General features: G+C 65.4%; 14 protein-coding genes. 4 read left to right on the plus strand and 10 right to left on the minus strand.

Going from position 1 to position 16,175, the window contains the following annotated elements; translation table 11 throughout:
• Positions 1 to 39: 39 nt before the first annotated feature.
• The 7 genes from DIE12_RS00535 to DIE12_RS00565 form a co-directional block, all read right to left on the minus strand.
• Positions 40 to 1,389, minus strand: a complete 1,350-nt coding sequence (locus DIE12_RS00535; RefSeq protein WP_124519428.1) for an NAD(P)/FAD-dependent oxidoreductase — start codon at positions 1,387 to 1,389, stop codon at positions 40 to 42.
• A gap of 485 nt (positions 1,390 to 1,874) precedes the next feature.
• Positions 1,875 to 2,708, minus strand: a complete 834-nt coding sequence (locus tag DIE12_RS00540) for an ABC transporter permease (RefSeq protein ID WP_124519429.1) — start codon at positions 2,706 to 2,708, stop codon at positions 1,875 to 1,877.
• Positions 2,709 to 2,732: 24 nt separating this feature from the next.
• Positions 2,733 to 3,980, minus strand: coding sequence for an ABC transporter permease (locus tag DIE12_RS00545; RefSeq protein WP_124485063.1), 1,248 nt, complete (start codon positions 3,978 to 3,980; stop codon positions 2,733 to 2,735).
• A gap of 87 nt (positions 3,981 to 4,067) precedes the next feature.
• Positions 4,068 to 5,126, minus strand: coding sequence for an ABC transporter substrate-binding protein (locus DIE12_RS00550; protein WP_124484786.1), 1,059 nt, complete (start codon positions 5,124 to 5,126; stop codon positions 4,068 to 4,070).
• 2 nt (positions 5,127 to 5,128) lie between these two features.
• Entirely contained in the window at positions 5,129 to 6,301 is a 1,173-nt protein-coding gene (locus DIE12_RS00555; protein ID WP_124519430.1) for an ABC transporter ATP-binding protein, read from the minus strand.
• A 52-nt stretch (positions 6,302 to 6,353) separates the two neighbouring features.
• The gene (locus DIE12_RS00560) at positions 6,354 to 7,502 is read right to left on the minus strand and encodes an aromatic ring-hydroxylating dioxygenase subunit alpha (protein WP_124519431.1); all 1,149 of its coding nucleotides are present in this window, start codon (positions 7,500 to 7,502) and stop codon (positions 6,354 to 6,356) included.
• A gap of 99 nt (positions 7,503 to 7,601) precedes the next feature.
• Positions 7,602 to 8,540, minus strand: a complete 939-nt coding sequence (locus DIE12_RS00565) for a LysR family transcriptional regulator (RefSeq protein WP_124484789.1) — start codon at positions 8,538 to 8,540, stop codon at positions 7,602 to 7,604.
• Between the two features lie 479 nt (positions 8,541 to 9,019).
• On the opposite strand from DIE12_RS00565, the gene DIE12_RS00570 reads away from it, so the two are divergent.
• Genes DIE12_RS00570 through DIE12_RS00580 form a run of 3 tightly spaced genes read left to right on the plus strand, consistent with a single transcriptional unit; the run spans position 9,020 to position 11,200 of the window.
• Positions 9,020 to 9,847: a transporter substrate-binding domain-containing protein gene (locus DIE12_RS00570; RefSeq protein WP_124484790.1), complete on the plus strand. Its 828-nt coding sequence runs from the start codon at positions 9,020 to 9,022 to the stop codon at positions 9,845 to 9,847.
• A 10-nt stretch (positions 9,848 to 9,857) separates the two neighbouring features.
• Positions 9,858 to 10,508: an amino acid ABC transporter permease gene (locus DIE12_RS00575; RefSeq protein ID WP_124484791.1), complete on the plus strand. Its 651-nt coding sequence runs from the start codon at positions 9,858 to 9,860 to the stop codon at positions 10,506 to 10,508.
• Between the two features lie 29 nt (positions 10,509 to 10,537).
• Positions 10,538 to 11,200 carry an amino acid ABC transporter permease gene (locus DIE12_RS00580; protein WP_124484792.1) on the plus strand — a complete coding sequence of 221 codons (663 nt, stop codon included), beginning with the start codon at positions 10,538 to 10,540 and terminating at the stop codon, positions 11,198 to 11,200.
• A gap of 249 nt (positions 11,201 to 11,449) precedes the next feature.
• On the opposite strand, the gene DIE12_RS00590 is transcribed toward DIE12_RS00580, so the two are convergent.
• The 3 genes from DIE12_RS00590 to DIE12_RS00600 all read right to left on the minus strand — a co-directional run bounded on the left by DIE12_RS00590 (position 11,450) and on the right by DIE12_RS00600 (position 15,124).
• The gene (locus tag DIE12_RS00590; RefSeq protein WP_124519432.1) at positions 11,450 to 12,910 is read right to left on the minus strand and encodes an MmgE/PrpD family protein; all 1,461 of its coding nucleotides are present in this window, start codon (positions 12,908 to 12,910) and stop codon (positions 11,450 to 11,452) included.
• A 45-nt stretch (positions 12,911 to 12,955) separates the two neighbouring features.
• Positions 12,956 to 14,038, minus strand: a complete 1,083-nt coding sequence (locus tag DIE12_RS00595; RefSeq protein ID WP_124519433.1) for a porin — start codon at positions 14,036 to 14,038, stop codon at positions 12,956 to 12,958.
• 183 nt (positions 14,039 to 14,221) lie between these two features.
• Positions 14,222 to 15,124: a CoA ester lyase gene (locus tag DIE12_RS00600; RefSeq protein ID WP_124484795.1), complete on the minus strand. Its 903-nt coding sequence runs from the start codon at positions 15,122 to 15,124 to the stop codon at positions 14,222 to 14,224.
• Between the two features lie 228 nt (positions 15,125 to 15,352).
• On the opposite strand from DIE12_RS00600, the gene DIE12_RS00605 reads away from it, so the two are divergent.
• On the plus strand, positions 15,353 to 16,117 hold the full coding sequence (locus DIE12_RS00605) for an IclR family transcriptional regulator (RefSeq protein WP_185500287.1): 765 nt from the start codon (positions 15,353 to 15,355) through the stop codon (positions 16,115 to 16,117).
• Positions 16,118 to 16,175 lie beyond the last annotated feature (58 nt).

Raw genomic sequence — 16,175 nt, forward strand, 5'->3', positions numbered from 1 at the left:
GGGGTTCAATAAACTACGCGGTTCGGCTCGGTGCGACGATCAGTGCGCGGCGGCCCGGGTCACCATGGGTAGCGTGACTTCCGGCTCAGCCGGAGCGACGTCGTGCTGCGCGGGTTTCGTCACACGTTGCGCCGCGGATTCGTGATAGCTCTGATAGCTGCGCTGCGTCGCGATATGCCCGGCCACATGCTTCGCGTCGTGCCAGACGCCCCAGATGAACGCGGAGCCGCGACGCGACAGCCACGGCAGACCGACGAAATAGACGCCGGGCTCCTTCGACACGCCGCGTTGATGTTTCGGTTTGCCGTTCTCGTCGAAGGCATCGACCTGCAGCCACGCATAATCGTTCGCGTAACCGGTTGCCCAGATGATCGACGTAACGCCCGCCGCAGCGAGGTCGAGGCCGGCGAGCGGGTGGGTCACGCATGCCGGATCGGCCGGGATCCGACGCGCGTCGGGCTCTTCCGGCAGATCGAGACCGTTGCTCGCGACATAGGCGTCGGCCGCGTCCAGCAGCGACAGATAGTTTTCGTCGCCGGCCGTGATGTTCGCGGCGAGATCCTCTTCGAACGTGACGACACCGTGATCGAAGGACTTCGTCAGGCCGACGAGCGTCACGCCCTGGTGCGCGAGGCGACGGAAATCGACCGTGTGGCCGCCATCCGCGCCGCTGACGGCGATCGTCACGTGCGCGCGTCCGGGGCTCATCACTTCCATGTCCCACAGACCCAGCACGCCGAGCCACCAGCAGAAATCGCGGCCGCGATAGGCGCGCGGCGGACGGTCGTGCGGACCGACCGACAGATAGACCTGGCGGCCCGAACGTTGCAACTCGTCGGCGATCTGTACACCCGACGAGCCGGCGCCGACGACCAGCACGTTGCCGGCGGGCAGTTGTGCGGGATTGCGATAGTCGGCCGAATGAATCTGCGTCAGGGCCGGGTCGACCGGTGCGATGGCCGGAATGATCGGCCGCTGGAACGGGCCGGTCGCAACCACGACCCGGTTTGCGTGGAGGGTCCCGTCGGAAGTCTCGACGACGAAACCCTGGCGGCCGGCATTACGCACCACGCGCTTGACCTCGACGCCGGTGCGGATCGGCGCGTCGATCATCTTCGCGTATTCGGCGAAGTAGTCGACCATCTGGTCCTTCGTCGCAAAGCCGTCCGGATCGACGCCGCCGATCGTCAGGTTCGGAAAGCGGTCATGCCAGGCCGGACCGTTTGCAACCAGCGAATCCCAGCGGCCGGTGCGCCAGCGTTCCGCGATGCGATCGCGTTCAAGCACGAGATGCGGCACGCCGAGTGCACCAAGGTGTTCGCTCATCGCGACACCGGCTTGCCCGGCGCCGACCACCAGCGTATCGATTGATGTGACTTCCACGGTCATGATGATTCTTCCTGATGCGTATCGATTTGGTTGTTCATGGGCTGGAATCCGTCTTCGTCACAACGCTCACGACGCGACGGGTCGACGCTTGTATCGTGCGGGAAAGGAACGGAAGTGAATCCGCAGTTCGAACCGATCCGAGTCGCAAGGCCTTCCTCGCGTTGAATTGCGCGGTCTTCGGGAAAATCTACGCCTGTCGAGAGAATCCGAAAAATATATTTAAAAAATGCTTTGCATCAGGTTTGGCTATGCAGACATGTACATGAATAAGGCACCTCGGTCCGAAGCCACTTGCACCGGACGCTGACGGCGCGTTTCGATCAAGTTGCGCGGTGAACGCGCAAGCCTGGGCGCGCCGGGGCCATCTTTGGACAAAGGCAAAAGCCGGGACGGTGCGGGCAATCGCGCCAGGCGCGCGGGTTTCGCGAAAGCGCGGCGGCACGGCAATGGTCGCGCAGCGCCGGCCGGCCAGGACGGAAAGCCAACTAGGCCGGCTCGCGCGCGGCGCTCGCTGCCTGAGCTCGGCCGCGCAGCCAGTTGATACTGGTGAAGAGCAGAAGCGCGAACACGATCAGCACGGTGGCGACGGCGAGAATCGACGGATCGATCTGATCGCGAATGCCGCTCCACATTTGCCGGGGCACGGTGCGCTGGTCCGGCCCGCCGATGAACAGGATCACGATCACCTCGTCGAACGAGGTCGCGAACGCGAACACGCCGCCCGTCGCGACGGCGGGCAGGATCAACGGCAGCGTCACGCGCCGAAAGGTAGTCCACGGTGCGGCGCCAAGATTGGCGGCCGCGCGCAACAGGCTCTGATCGAACGACAGCAGGGACGCCGTCACCGTGATCACCACGAACGGCGTGCCGAGCGCCGCATGCGCGAGGATCACGCCCGGATACGAATTGACCAGCCCAAGCGGCGCGAAGATCAGATAGAAACCGGCCGCGACCACGACGATCGGGATGATCATCGGCGAAATCAGGAGCGGCATGATCAGCGAACGGAACGGGAAGTCGTCCCGTGCGAGGCCGATGGCGGCGAGTGTGCCGAGACCGGTCGCAATCGCGGTCGATGCGCAGCCGATCGCGATGCTGTTCATAAACGCACGCTGCCAGTCCGGGCTGCCGAATGCCTGCGCATACCAGCGCAGCGAGAAGCCGTCCATCGGATACGAGAAGTACGCCCCGGAGTTGAACGACAGCGGAATGATCACGAGGATCGGCGCGACCAGAAAGAACAGCACGAGCACGCAATGAATGCGCACCCATGCGGTAGCAACGCGCGTCGACGGAAGACTGTTGGGATTGACGGACACGGGGCGCTCCAGTGACGTCAGGCGTCAGCCGAACCGGAGCCGGTCGATGCCGACGAGCCGGTTGAAGATGAAATAGAACACGGCGGTGAAGATCACGAGATACGCGGACAACGCACCCGCAAGACCCCAGTTCAGTTGGTCGTTGGTTTGCGACGCGATCAACTGGCTGATCATCTCGTCACCGGCGCCGCCGAGCAGCGCCGGCGTGATGTAATAACCGAGCGCCAGCACGAACACGAGAAAGCAGCCGGCGCCGATGCCGGGCAGCGTCTGCGGCACATACACGCGGAAGAACGCCACCACCGGGTGGGCACCGAGCGACTGCGCGGCGCGCATGTAGATCGGCGGCACGCTTTTCATCACCGAGTAGATCGCGAGAATCATGTAGGGCAGCAGTACGTGAGTCATGCCGATCAGCACGCCGGCACGATTGAAGATGAGTTGCATCGGATGATCGACCACATGCAGTGCGAGCAGCACGCGATTGATCACGCCGCCCGGTTGCAGCAGCACGTACCACGCCGTCGTGCGCACGAGCAGCGAGGTCCAGAACGGCACGATCACGAACAGCATCAGGCGGTTGCCCTGTTTCGCCGGCAGATTGGCGAGCAGCCACGACACCGGATACGCGAACAGCAGGCACAGCAGCGTGACGGTTGCGCTGATCGACACCGTGCGCACGAACGCCGTGCGATACACCGCGCCGCTCGCGGGCACGCCATGAATCGCGCCCGCGGGGGAAACCTGTGCGTCCACGCCGTTCAGCAAATAGTCGGGCGTCCAGCGCGACGATGCGCGTTTCAGCAGGCGCCACGTTTCGGGCTCGCCCCAGCGGTCATCGGCAGCGAGCAGGACCGGTTTCCAGGCCGTGACGACGTCCTGAGCCCGCACCGCTCGGGCCGACTTCAGCAGCAGGCTGCGGAATTCCGGCTGGTAGAAGTTCATCCGGCGCGCCACGTTGCCGAGCGTGCCGGCGTCGGACGCGCTTTTCAGCGCGGTGGCGAGCGCTGCGAAGGCGGAATCGCCCGGCAAGCCCCGGCCGTCCCATTGACGCAGCGTTTGCGCGAAAGCCGGCATGGCATCGGACAGCTCCGGATTGCGCACGCTGCGCGCGAGCAGCGAGGCGATCGGCGCGATGAACGTCGCGAGCAGGAACACGAGGAGAGGCAGCGTCAGCAGCAGCGCGCGCATCGCCGCCTTGCGCCGCGCCTGGCGGAATTTGGCGGCGCGCGCGCCGGCGAGCGCCGGCCCGGCTGCCGTCACGGGGGGCATGGTTGAGTCGTTCATCGGAACTCCAGGGCGACGCGGCCCGGCTGGAACGCGTCGCGCAAAACCACTACGACTTCGATGAGATTCGGCTTACTGGCTGAGCCACGTCTGGAAGCGCTTGTTCAGCGTATCGCCGTTGTCGGCCCAGAAGTTCGCGTCGATCTGAATCGGGCGCTTGAAGTTCGCAGGCGCGGTCGGCAGGTCGGCAAGGCGGGTCTTGTCGATCAGTTGCAGCGAGGCCTTGCGCGGAGGCGCATAAGCGATGTACTTCGACAGGTCGGCGAATGCCTGCGGCTGCGACGACGCGGCGATGAATTGCTTGGCGAGCGCTGCGTGCTTCGCGCCCTTCGGCACACCCCACCATTCGTAGTCGTACACCTGCGCGTCCCAGACGGTCTTGAACGGCTTCTTGTCCTTGTGAACGGCGCTGTCGATCCGGCCGTTGTAGGCCTGCACCATGGTCACCGCGCCGTCCGCGAGCAGTTGCGGCGCCTGCGCACCGGCTTCCCACCAGACGATGCTCGACTTGATCGTATCGAGCTTCTTGAATGCACGGTCGACTCCGGCAGGCGTGACCAGCGCCTTGTAGACGTCGGCCGGTGCCAGGCCGTCGGCAATCAGCGCCCATTCGAGCGTGACCTTCGGCGATTTCCTGAGGCCGCGCTTGCCGGGGAATTTCTTCAGATCGAAAAAGTCGGCGATCGTGGTCGGCGCAGTCTTCAGCTTCGACGCGTCATAAGCGTAGATGGTCGACCAGACCATCGCGGCAACTGAACAATCTCGCAGCGCGCCGGGCAGGAAATCCGCGGTATTGCCGATCGTCTTGCTGTCGAATTTCTCGAGTAGACCTTCGTCGCATGCATTGATCGCGTCGTTGGTCTCCATGTCGATCAGGTCCCAGGTCGGATTCTTCGCCTGTTCCATGGCCTGCAGCTTCGCGAGACCGCCGTCGTAGGACTCGGTTTCGAATTTCGTACCGGTCTTCGCAGTGAACGGATCGAACCACGCTTGACGCGCGGCCGTCTCATAGGCGCCGCCAAACGTGACGACGGACAGCGTGTCCGCTGCATGAGCGGTGGCGGGCAGCGCGGCAAGCGCGATCACGACCGCCGCGGTGCGGCGAAGAACGGCGTAGTGGGGGTTTTTCATTTTCAGACTCCAGCGGCGAAGGGCACGGCAACGGGTGGAACGGGTAAGCGAACGGCGGAACTGGAGACCCGGGCGACCGCCGACGACAGCACCTTGCAATCGTCGTAACGCCACACGATCGTAGCTGCGGCGCCGATCGGCGGCAGCGCGACGAGACGCGTGTTCGACACCTTGACGACCATCGTGGCGTCGCCGCCGAGCTTGAGCAGCACCCGATGATGATCGCCGCAGTACACGATGTCGCGCACCGTCGCGGCGAGTGCGTTCACGTCCGCGGGCAGGTTGGTCGCACCGGCGGCGAACACCTGCGCTCGCTCGGGACGCAACGCGAGCGTCCCGGCGTCACCGGACTCGACATGGCTGCCGCGGCGCCCGCGGATCGTCATGCCGGTGGCGAGCACGAGCGTGGCGAGTTCGCCGTCGAGCGCGCCGACCCGCCCGGTCAAACCGTTGTTCTCGCCGACGAAGTTCGCGACAAACGCGTTCTGGGCGTTCTCGTACAGCTCGGTCGGCGTCGCTGCCTGCTGGATGCGACCGTCCGAGAAAACCGCGACGCGATCCGACATCGTCAATGCTTCGTTCTGATCGTGCGTCACGTAGACGACGGTCAGCGACAGCTCGCGATGTAGCCGCATGATTTCGTATTGCATCGTTTCGCGCAGCCGCTTGTCGAGCGCGCCGAGCGGCTCGTCCATCAGAACGACGCGCGGCTCGAACACCAGCGCGCGCGCCAGCGCGACGCGCTGCTGCTGGCCGCCCGACAACTGCGCCGGACGACGCGATGCAAGATGCGACAGCTCGACCATGTCGAGCGCGCGCTTCACCCGCGCCTTGCGTTCGTCGCGCGGGGCCTTGCGCACCGAAAGCGGAAACGCGACGTTCTCCGCGATCGTCAGATGCGGAAACAGCGCGTAGTTCTGGAACACCATGCCGATGTCGCGCAGGTGCGGCGGCTTGTCGTCGAGGCGGCGGCCGTCGAGCAGGATGGTGCCGTCGGTCGGTGTTTCGAAGCCGGCGAGCATCATCAGGGTCGTCGTCTTGCCGGAGCCGGACGGCCCCAGCAGCGACACGAATTCACCCTGATCGATGTCGAGATCGAGTCCGTCGACGACCGCATGCCGGCCGTCGTAAGACTTGCTGACGCCGACGAACGAAATGTAAGGTTGACTGGCCATCGAAAGATTCAATGAGATGATGTGTCGGACTGCGTCGCGATCCGGCGACGTTTCAGGTTGCCACGCGCGACGCGAGATAACGTGCGAAGTCGTAATTCGGCCGCTCCAGATGACTCAGATGGCCGGGTTTCGCGAGCGGTGCGTGCACGCCGCGGAACACTGCCTCGACACCGCGCCGGTCTTCGAGATTGACTTCGTCGAGCAGTGTCTTCAGCGTTGCCATGTATCCGGCTGCCTGCGGATCGTCGATGAATTCCGGCGACAAGCCGCCGCCGAAGCGGATGTGCACGCGATCGACGCCCAACGGTTGCAGGACCAGATACCAGAAATAGCCCGGTGTCAGCGTGACGAGATGGGTCGGGTAGATCGCGAGCAGGGCAGTCGTCTTGCGCCACTGGCCTTGCAGACGGGTGTTGTTTGGATGGGCGTTGCCGATCGGCAGCGATGCTTCCTTCGTGATCCAGTGATAGTTGAAGGCCGGCCGCCCCGGCGGACACTCCATCTCGTCGAGCTTCGAATGCGGGCCCACCGTCGCGCGATGCAGCATCGGCAGGTGGTAGCTTTCCATGAAGTTTTCCGCGAGGATCTTCCAGTTCGTGTTCCACACGTGTTCCTCGTGGAAGGTCTCGACATAGGACGACATATCGTAGTCGGCGATCAGCTCGTCGAGTTCCTTCAACTGCGTCGCGACGGGCGGAGCGTCGTGATCGAGCGTGACGTAAATCCAGCCTTGCCAGATCTCGCAGCGCACCTGCGGCAGCTTGTAGGTGTCCTTGCAGAAACCGTCCTGCCTGTCCATCATCGGTGCGCCCCGCAGATCGCCGTCGAGCGAATAGTTCCATGCATGGTATGGACAGACGATCCGGCGCACATTGCCGCGACCTTCGAGCAGCGTCGACATCCGATGCAGGCAGACATTCGACATCGCGCGCAACGTGCCGTCCTCGCGGCGGATCACGATGATCGGCTGATCGGCGATCTCGGCGGTCAGGAAGTCGCCCGGATTCGGCAGCGCTGTCGCACGCCCCATGCACAGCCATTCGTTGCGGAAGATCGTTTGCTGTTCGCGCTCGAGAAATTCCGGCGATGTGTAGACCGCCGGCGGCATCGCGCGGGCATCGCCAAAGTCGCGTTCACAATTGCCCTTCAGATCGCGCACGATCGCGTCGACAGCCTGACGTGCTGCGGGAATGGTGCTCATCCTGGCTCCGAAACAAGGACACTGATCAAGTGACGAGCAATTTAGCAAGTCAAAATCCAAGACCAACTATTCTTTTCGGATGTGACTGCCAGTTTTTTCCTATTCAGCTGGCGTTGCCTGGATGTGCACTTCAGGTATGTAGGTCTCGCAGAATTGCGCGAAGCGCGTGACCAGCTGGCGCGGCTTCATGTAGCGGGACATCGCGATGCCGAGGGTGATCGACGTGACGTCGTCGCGAAACGGCCGGATGGCAAAGTTTGAACCGTCGACCGTGCTGGTCGAACGAAGCGGGAAATTCAGAATGCTGAAGCCAAGACCGTTGGCCACCATGCCGCGCACGACTTCCGGCTGCGACGAGCGGAACGTCGGCGACGGGCGTCGGCCGAGCGGATCGAACAGTCCGGCGAAATACTCGCGGCTGTGCGGCAGATCGAGCAGAACATAGGGCTCGTTGAGCAGATCGGCGAGCGCAACCTTCTTGCTGCGCGTGAGCCGGTGTCCGAGCGGCAGGATCGCATATGGCGGCAACGTGACGAGCGGCGTGAACGCAATGTCTTCGGTCAGGTCGAGGCTGTAGGTGAGCGCCATGTCCAGCGTGCCGTTGGTCAATGCCTGCAGCAGATCGTCCTGGTTGGCCTCGATGGTGCGAAAGCCGATACCGCCGTGCTCGGTGACGAAGCGGCTCATGATCGCCGGCATCAGCGGCGGCGCAAGCGAGACGAGGCAACCGAGCGCAATCGTGCCCGTCATGCCGCCGTCCATTTCACGCGCCATCGTCTGCAGTTCCTCCGCGTTTTTCAGCAGGTTGCGCACCTGGCCGAGCACGTCGCGTCCCGCTGGCGTCAAGGACACACCGCTCGCGCGATGGCGAATGAACAGCTGGATGCCGAATGACGATTCCAGCTCGCCTATCGAGGTCGAGATCGACGGTTGCGAGATGTGCAGCTGACGTGCCGCCGCGGTAAACGACAAGGTTTCGGCGGTGACGACGAAGTAGCGCAACTGGCGCAGCGAATACCGCAATGCAATGTTTTCCATGAAGCAGGGCTCGCACAGGATTCAATCGGGAACGGTCCGCTTGACGGGACGTGCCGCTTATTTTGCATAGCCAAAAACATTGATATGGGAGTCTTTCATAATTTTTTGTTTTGCACTTTTATGCCGACGATTTATCGGGTCCCGCTTCTTTCGGGCAATGCACTTTATCGGGGGGAAGAATGAATCGTGTTGGTGCGGCGCGCGTCAAAATCGTGCAATTCGCGTGTGCGCTGCCCTGGAAGACCATGGTCCGATTTTTTGCGATCGACGTGGCGAACGGCCACTGTGATCCATTGGCATGCCTCGGCTACACGGGCTTCATAGATAAAAGCTTCCGTGTGGATCGGAAAACAATATTTTCGCCGACAAATTGTCCACGTAGATTCAGCTGACGGCGGCGGATGCGCTCGGCCAAGGGCCGATCTGGCGAACGTCCGGCATTTCATCCCATCATTTCGACCTCGACTGGAGTACGACAGATGAAACGATTCAAACCCTGGACTTCCCTGCTCGTGGCATTGACGCTGGCGGCAGGCAGCGTGGCCGCGCATGCGGACAGCATGCTCGATCGCGTCAAGCAGCGCGGCGAGCTCGTCGTCGGCACCGAGATGCAGTTCGCGCCGTTTGATTTTCTGGAGAACGGCCAGCAGGCTGGCTTCAACAAGGACCTGTTCGCGGCGGTCGGGCAGATCGTCGGCGTCAAGGTGCGTTTCGTCGATCTGCCGTGGGAAAGCGTGCTGCCGGGTCTCGACGCCGGCAAGTTCGATATGGTTGCAGGTCCGCTGACCGTAACGAAGGCACGGATGGAGCGCTATGCGTTCTCGCTGCCGATCGCCGAGGCTACCGACGCGCTGCTCAAACGCGCGAGCGACGGAAGCTTGAAAATATCGGCCGATATCGCCGGCAAGGTGGTGGGGGCGGGCAAGGGCAGTGCGCAGCTCGAACAGCTGAAGAGCTACGCGGCGACGTTGCCGAAGCCGCCGACGATCCGCGAATATGTCGACAACAACCAGGCGTATGCGGATCTCGCGGCCGGACGCCTCGCCGCCGTCGCGAACTCGCTGACCAACGTCGCCTATGTCGCGAAGCAGCGCCCGGCCGTGTTCTCCGTCGTGCAACCCGCCTTCGGCACGAAAGTCTATTTCGCCTATGCGCTGCGCAAGGATGCCGACAGCACGTCACTGGCCAGCGCATTCAATGGGGCGCTCGTCACGCTGGACAAGAACGGCACACTCGCCACGCTGCAGCGCAAGTGGTTCGGTGTCGCGACGGCGCTGCCGGCCGAGATGCCGACGCCAAACTACTGAGCGCAACGCCATGTTCAGTCTGACCACCTTCATTGACGGCTTGCCGCTCTTGTTTCGCGCAGCGTCGATGACGCTCGAAGTCTCGGCGGCGGGGCTGGTGCTCGGCTTCTTCATCGGTCTCGTGATCTGCTGCGGCCGTCTTGCGCCGCAAGCGGCGATCCGCGCCGCGGCGGGGGCATACGTACGCGTGTTTCGCGGTGTGCCGCTGCTGGTGCAGTTGCTGCTCGTCTACTACGTCCTGCCGTTCGTCGGGCTCAACGTATCGCCGGTGACGGCCGCCGTCAGCGCCGTGTCGCTGTGCTCGGCGTCCTACATCGCGGAAATCCTGCGGGGCGGATTCGTGAACCTGCCGCGCGGCCAGATCGAGGCTGCGACGATGCTGGGCCTGTCGGCGAAGGATCGGTTGTGGCGGATCCAGGTGCCGCAGGCGGTGCGGATGACGCTGCCGTCGCTCGTCAACGAAATGGTATTGCTGATCAAGGCATCGTCGTTGATCTCGGTGGTCGGCGTGGCTGAAATCACGCGCACCGCGCAGAACATCGCTGCCAGCACGTATCAGCCTCTCGAAGCGTATGTGGCGGCCGGCATGATCTATTTCCTGCTGTGCGGTGCGCTCGCGTTGATCGCGCACGGTGCGGAGCGGCGCCTGCGGGCCGCATGAACGAGCCCTAATCCTTGCCGGAGCTTTCGATGCTGACTTTCAATCCCCATGTGATCACGAATAACCTTCCGCAGATCGGCGCGGGGCTCGCGACGACGGTGGGCGCCTGGGTCGCGAGCACGCTGGCGGGTGCAGCGATCGGCTTTGGCTGCGCGCTTGCCCAGCAGGCGTGCGGCCGCTATGTACGCGCGGCGATTCGCGTTTATATCGAGCTGTTCCGAGGCACGCCGTTTCTCGTGCAACTGTTTTTGCTGTATTACGGCGGCCCGTCGTTCGGCCTGACGTTCGATCCGTTGACGGCGGGCGTGGTGGGTCTCGCACTCTATGCCGGTGCCTATTTCACCGAGGCGTTCCGCTCCGGCTTCGAGGCGGTGCCGCGCGGCCATGTCGAAGCGGCTTCGTGCCTCGGCATGACATGGTGGCAAACGACCTTTCGTGTGCAATTGCCGGAGATGACGGTACTGATCCTGCCGGCGCTGACCAACCTGACGATCGTGCTGAGCAAAGAGACCGCTGTGTTGTCGATCGTCACGGTTCCCGAGCTGACGTTCGTGCTGACCGGGATCGGCTCCGCGAGCTTTGCCTTCGTCGAGACATTGCTTGCGCTGTCCGTCTGTTATCTGCTCCTGGTCGAAATGTCGACCTGGGCCGGCACCGCAGTCGAGCGCCGCGTCGCGCGCCGGCTCGCCTGATGCTGTTCGCGGCGGCTCATAGTCGCCGGTTGAATACGGATGACCGACCTCGCCGATGAAAGCGAGGTCGATTTCGTTTTGACTGGCGATCCCCGTGCCACCATGGAGCCACGTCGCGTGGTCGTTGTACCGGCACCGCCGCTACGACGGCAGCGACGCGCACGCGTGGCTGCGCGGCCGCATCGTCGAGGTCGCGCAAGTGCTCGAGCGGCATGGCGTCGTGGCGGAGGCCTGGGCGGGGCACGCGGCTCAGCCTACGACGAGCAGCGGCGGCAGCGTCGCGACGTCGGGCTGCTCGTCGAGCCGCCACAGGTAATCGAGCGCCGCGCGGATCTGCGTCGGGCTCCAGTGCCGCCGGCAGTTCTTCGCGAACTTCGCCTCGTAGTCGTCGCGCCGCATCGGCCGCGTCGGCGAGCCAGGCAGCTCGTCCACCTGCTTCGCGCAGGTCGTGCCGTCTTCGCACACGGCCGTCACCCGGTTCGGCGCCTGCGCCGGATAGCGGGCGGTCAGCGCCGGGTCCTCCTGCACCGTGACCCGCTCGATCAGCGCGCGCAGCGCCGGATCGTGCAGCGCGTCGTGCCGGTAGCTCTCGGTCGTGATGTCACCGTCGAGCATCGCGCGCGCGACGATGTACGGCAGGCTGTGATCGGCGGTCTCGTGGGTCGACGGCGCCCATTTTTCGCGGTCGCGGCCGGCCGTCACGTAGCCGACCGCGGTGGTGTGGATCTCGATGCGTCGGATGCGGCGCAGGTCGCCGACCTGCGCGGCGACGTCGAGCGCGGCCGGAATCGCGGTTTGGGTGAGTCCTTGCGCGGGATAGAACTTCACGAAGCACTTGCCGATCCGGAACGCACCGTCGCGCCCGCCGAATTCGCGCGTATCGACGGCGAACGGCCCGGACACCTGCGGAAAGAACCCCGCCATGCCTTCGAAGATCGGCGCGGGGCCGGTCAGCCCCGCGCGCGCGAGCTGCGTCGAGAACACCGCGTTGCGCGCCGCGTCCGCATCGGCGAGCGCCTTCCAGTTCGACAGCTGCTGGACGCGCGTCTGGTTCAGCGCGAGATGGCTGTTGATCGACAGGTTGACCGCCTGCACCAGTTGCGGCGCGGGCATGCGCATCAGCTTGCCGGCGGCGAGCGCGACGGCGGGCAGGCTGTAGCACGTGTGGTCCCAGCCGCGCGGGCTGATCGCGGCGGCGTCCATCAGCCGGCACGCGATCTCGTACGCGATCGCGATCGACAGGATCAGGTCGCGGCCGCTCGCATGCTGCGCTTCGGCGACGGCGAGGCACGCGGACATGTTGTCGCTCGGATGGCCGGTTTCCTTGCCGGCGTACGCGTCGTTGAAATCGTAGTAGCGCAGCGCGGTGCCGGTCGCGAACGCGGCGAGATCGGGGCTCGTGCGTCGGTTCGTGCCGACGATCGTCGACACGCCGTCCGGCGACGCGAGCGCCGCGTCGCGCGCGATCCGCACCGGGCGTTCGTCGTGCGCGGCGATCGCGCAGCCGAGCGCGTCGATCAGATGCGCCTTGATCGTCTCGATCGTCGCGGCGTCGAGGTCGCGATACTGCAGGCCGGCCGCGTAGTCGGCGAGCTGTTGCGCGAGATCGGGGCTGCCGGCGGCCGCCGGCAGCGAGCCGGCGCGGGCAGGGCCAAGTGGTAGCGCGAGCGCGGCGCCGGTCAGCGTGGAAAGAAAGTGGCGGCGGTTCATGGTTTGAAGACTCCGAAGGTTCCTGAAAGGGCGAGAGAGGCGGGCTCAGAACAGCTTGCGCAGGCCGAGCGCCACGCCCGCGCTGCCGGCGCGGTCGGCGGCCAGCGTGTAGTGGAGGAAGTTGTAGTTGTAGTTGTCGAAATCGAGCGCGGCGCGGCGCGCGTAGCCGCCCGCGAGGTACAGCGTGACGGATTTCGACAGGAAGTAGTTCAGCTGCAGCGTGACCTGCTGCGGGTTGGCCGGGTGCGGTGCGCTCGCCTGCGCGTCCGGCGGATTCTGCGCACGGATGTCCTCGTAATAGAACGCGCCGAGCGCCTGCAGGTAAGGGGTGATCATGTAGCGCACGCCGGCCCACCAGAACGTGTAGTTCGTCACGACCGACCGCGTGGCGACGCCGCTTTGTCCGTGCGTGACGCCGGCCAGCAGCTGCGCGCGGTCGACGGACACGATCGCGGCGGCGGCGTAGCGGCGAAAATGCGCGAAGCCGCCAGGCTGCGGCGTGTTGACGTTGTCGAATGCGGCGGCGAACGAGAATGCGGCGCCGGCATAATCGAAGCCGGCGCCGTAGGCGGCATTCGCCTGGAACGCGCCGGGCGTGCCGCCGAACGAATAGTGCGTTTCGAGCGTCAGCGAGCCGATCTTCGCCAGGTACTTGGCGACGTTGTTCTCGCGGAAGTTGACACCGACGATCGCGCCGGCCGGCTCGTACAGCGTCGAGTACGCGCCCGTCGGCGAATAGCGCTCCATGACGTCGAACAGCGTCGAATACTGGTGGCCGAGCCGCAGCGTGCCCCAGCGCTCGTGCTGCAGCCCGATCCACGCGGAGCGGTCGAAGCCGCCCGCGCCGGTGCCGGTACCGTTGTTCAGGTTGATGCCGCTTTCGAGCCGGAATGCGGCCTGCCAGCCGCCGCCGAGATCCTCGACGCCCTTCAGGCCCCAGCGCGAGCCGCTCTTGCCGCCCGACGCCATCCGCACGAGCGATGCCGACGACTTGTCGCCGGGCGCGGCCTGGTGGGTGAGGAATTCCGTATAGATGTCGGCCACGCCGTACAGCGTGATCGTGCTTTGCGCGCAGGCGCCGGCCGATACGAGGCCCAGTCCGCACAATGCGGACATTCGCTTGCCCATGGCTAGTCTCCTTCGAGGGTTTGTTGTTTGTTTGATTGCGGCGCCGCGCTGGTCGAGCGGCGCGGCGGTGCCGCGGGCGGCGCTATCCGGGCCGGGCGGCGAACCGGCTGCGTCGCGGCGGGACGCACGCGCGACGTGCGCACGTGCCGGGGTGAAGCACGGCGATACAGGGCGGCGCGTGCATCACCGGGGCGCGCCGTCGTCACGCGCCTGCACGGCCGCGTGCCGCGCGAGCACGCGCTTCGCGCGGGCGACGCCGGGCGCGTCGACCATCCTGCCGTCGACGCGCAGCGCGCCGCGCCCGTTCGCGCACGCGTCGTCGTAGGCGGCCAGCACCGCATTCGCGTCGCGCACCGCGTCTTCGTCGGGACGGAACGCGCGGTTGAGCGCGCCGACCTGCAGCGGATGGATGCAGGTCGCGCCCGCATAGCCGAGCTCCGCGGACGCGCGCGCGACGCGCTCGAACGCGTCGAGATCGCGTAGCTCGTCGAGGCCGCCGATGAGGCCGAGCGGCAGGACGCCGGCGGCGCGCGCGGCGATGATCAGCAGTTGCTTCGGCACGCGCAGCACGTCGGCGCTCGCGGCGCTTTCGCAGTTCAGCGCGAAGTCGCCGCCGCCCAGCATCATCGCGACGACGCGCGGCGATGCCTGCGCGATCCGGTCCATCGCCTGGAACGCGCGCGGCGTTTCGACGATCGCGACGATCCGCGTGCGGCCCGGCTGCGCGCCGCTTTCCTCTTCGAGCGCGGCCAGCAGTTCGTCGATCGCCTCGACGTGCGAGCCGCCGCGCACCTTCGGCAGCACGACGCCGTCCACGCCGGCCCGGACGGCCGCGCGCAGGTCGGGCACCAGCAGGTCGAGCGGGCCGTTGGCGCGCACCAGCACGTCGCGGCCCGGCGCGCGCAACGCCGGCACGGCATCGGCCAGCCCGTCGCGGGCGGCCTCCTTGCATGCTGGCGGGACGCTGTCCTCGAGATCGAGGATCAGGGCGTCGGCGTCGCTCGCGGCAGCCGAAGCGACGAAACGGGGGACGTGGGCGGGGACGTACAGCAGCGAGCGCCAGACCGGTTGAGACGAGAATTCCATCGATGATCCACGAAAATGAAAGCCGCTTTCATTTTTGTGGCGGATGCTGGCATTCGTCAAGATTATCGTTAACGCCTAGTTTTCAAGGGGATTTTCAGAAATGACGAGCGAGTGAATCTGTGTTGATTCATGTTGCTGTCGTCGACGATCTGCGTATAATGAAAGCAACTTTCATTTTTAGATGCCGGCCGTCGCAGCACGACTCTGCCGGCATCGCACGAGGTGGACATGAGCAAGATGGAGACAAGCAATCCCGCAGAGGGCGGCGTGGCCGCGGTCAACCGCGCGCTGACCGCGCTGCTGGCGTTCGGCAACGCGCCCGGCGGGCTGATGCTCGCGCAGGTCAGCGAGGAAACGGGGCTCAACATGAGCACGCTGTTGCGGATGTTCGAGTCGCTCGAGCAGTTCCGCTTCATCAAGCGCCTGCCGGATGGGCGCTACGTGCTGGGGCCCGCCGTGTTCCAGCTCGGGATGATGTATCGCGAGTCGTTTCAGCTTCGCGAGTACGTGATGCCGATCCTGTCGACGCTGTCGGCGGAAACCGGTGAGACGGCCGCGTTCTACGTGCGCGAAGGGGATCAGCGTGTGTGCCTGTTCCGCATCCAGGCGCAGCGCTCGGTGCGCACGCACCTGCGCGAAGGCGACCGCTTTCCGCTCGACGTCGGCGCGGCCGGGCGCGTGCTGCTCGCGTTCAGCGGCACGCGCGGCGGCGACTACGAGAAGACGGCCGAGCAGGGCTACGCGGTATCGATCGCCGAGCGCGACCCGGAAAGCGCGGCGATCGCGTGCCCGGCGTTCGGCGTCGGACGCGTGCTGAGCGGCGCGATCTCGCTCGGCGTGCCGCGCTATCGCTTCAACAAGAAGGTGCTGGCCGACTACCTGCCGCGCGTGCAGGCGGCCGCCGCCGAGCTGACGCGTGCGCTGGGCGGCGATCTGCCCGCCGCGGGCGCGGCGTTTCGCGCAGCCGACCAGCTCGGCGCGCTGCTCGAGTAGCGCCGGCGCGCGGCCGAGCGCGCGCACTTCGAAGTCCGCATCGAACGACTCACCCACC

It is taken from the genome of Burkholderia sp. Bp9015, from assembly GCF_003853505.1.
Taxonomy (GTDB): Bacteria; Pseudomonadota; Gammaproteobacteria; order Burkholderiales; family Burkholderiaceae; genus Burkholderia.

What these genes read in the sequence shown, in the direction of transcription:
- DIE12_RS00555 (WP_124519430.1), bottom strand. Translation starts at nt 6,301, where the DNA reads ATGGCCAGTCAACCTTACATTTCGTTCGTCGGCGTCAGCAAGTCTTAC.
- DIE12_RS00535 (WP_124519428.1), bottom strand. Translation starts at nt 1,389, where the DNA reads ATGACCGTGGAAGTCACATCAATCGATACGCTGGTGGTCGGCGCCGGG.
- DIE12_RS00550 (WP_124484786.1), bottom strand. Translation starts at nt 5,126, where the DNA reads ATGAAAAACCCCCACTACGCCGTTCTTCGCCGCACCGCGGCGGTCGTG.
- DIE12_RS00590 (WP_124519432.1), bottom strand. Translation starts at nt 12,910, where the DNA reads ATGAACCGCCGCCACTTTCTTTCCACGCTGACCGGCGCCGCGCTCGCG.
- DIE12_RS00595 (WP_124519433.1), bottom strand. Translation starts at nt 14,038, where the DNA reads ATGGGCAAGCGAATGTCCGCATTGTGCGGACTGGGCCTCGTATCGGCC.
- DIE12_RS00575 (WP_124484791.1), top strand. Translation starts at nt 9,858, where the DNA reads ATGTTCAGTCTGACCACCTTCATTGACGGCTTGCCGCTCTTGTTTCGC.
- DIE12_RS00565 (WP_124484789.1), bottom strand. Translation starts at nt 8,540, where the DNA reads ATGGAAAACATTGCATTGCGGTATTCGCTGCGCCAGTTGCGCTACTTC.
- DIE12_RS00570 (WP_124484790.1), top strand. Translation starts at nt 9,020, where the DNA reads ATGAAACGATTCAAACCCTGGACTTCCCTGCTCGTGGCATTGACGCTG.
- DIE12_RS00560 (WP_124519431.1), bottom strand. Translation starts at nt 7,502, where the DNA reads ATGAGCACCATTCCCGCAGCACGTCAGGCTGTCGACGCGATCGTGCGC.
- DIE12_RS00600 (WP_124484795.1), bottom strand. Translation starts at nt 15,124, where the DNA reads ATGGAATTCTCGTCTCAACCGGTCTGGCGCTCGCTGCTGTACGTCCCC.
- DIE12_RS00605 (WP_185500287.1), top strand. Translation starts at nt 15,353, where the DNA reads ATGAGCAAGATGGAGACAAGCAATCCCGCAGAGGGCGGCGTGGCCGCG.
- DIE12_RS00545 (WP_124485063.1), bottom strand. Translation starts at nt 3,980, where the DNA reads ATGCCCCCCGTGACGGCAGCCGGGCCGGCGCTCGCCGGCGCGCGCGCC.
- DIE12_RS00580 (WP_124484792.1), top strand. Translation starts at nt 10,538, where the DNA reads ATGCTGACTTTCAATCCCCATGTGATCACGAATAACCTTCCGCAGATC.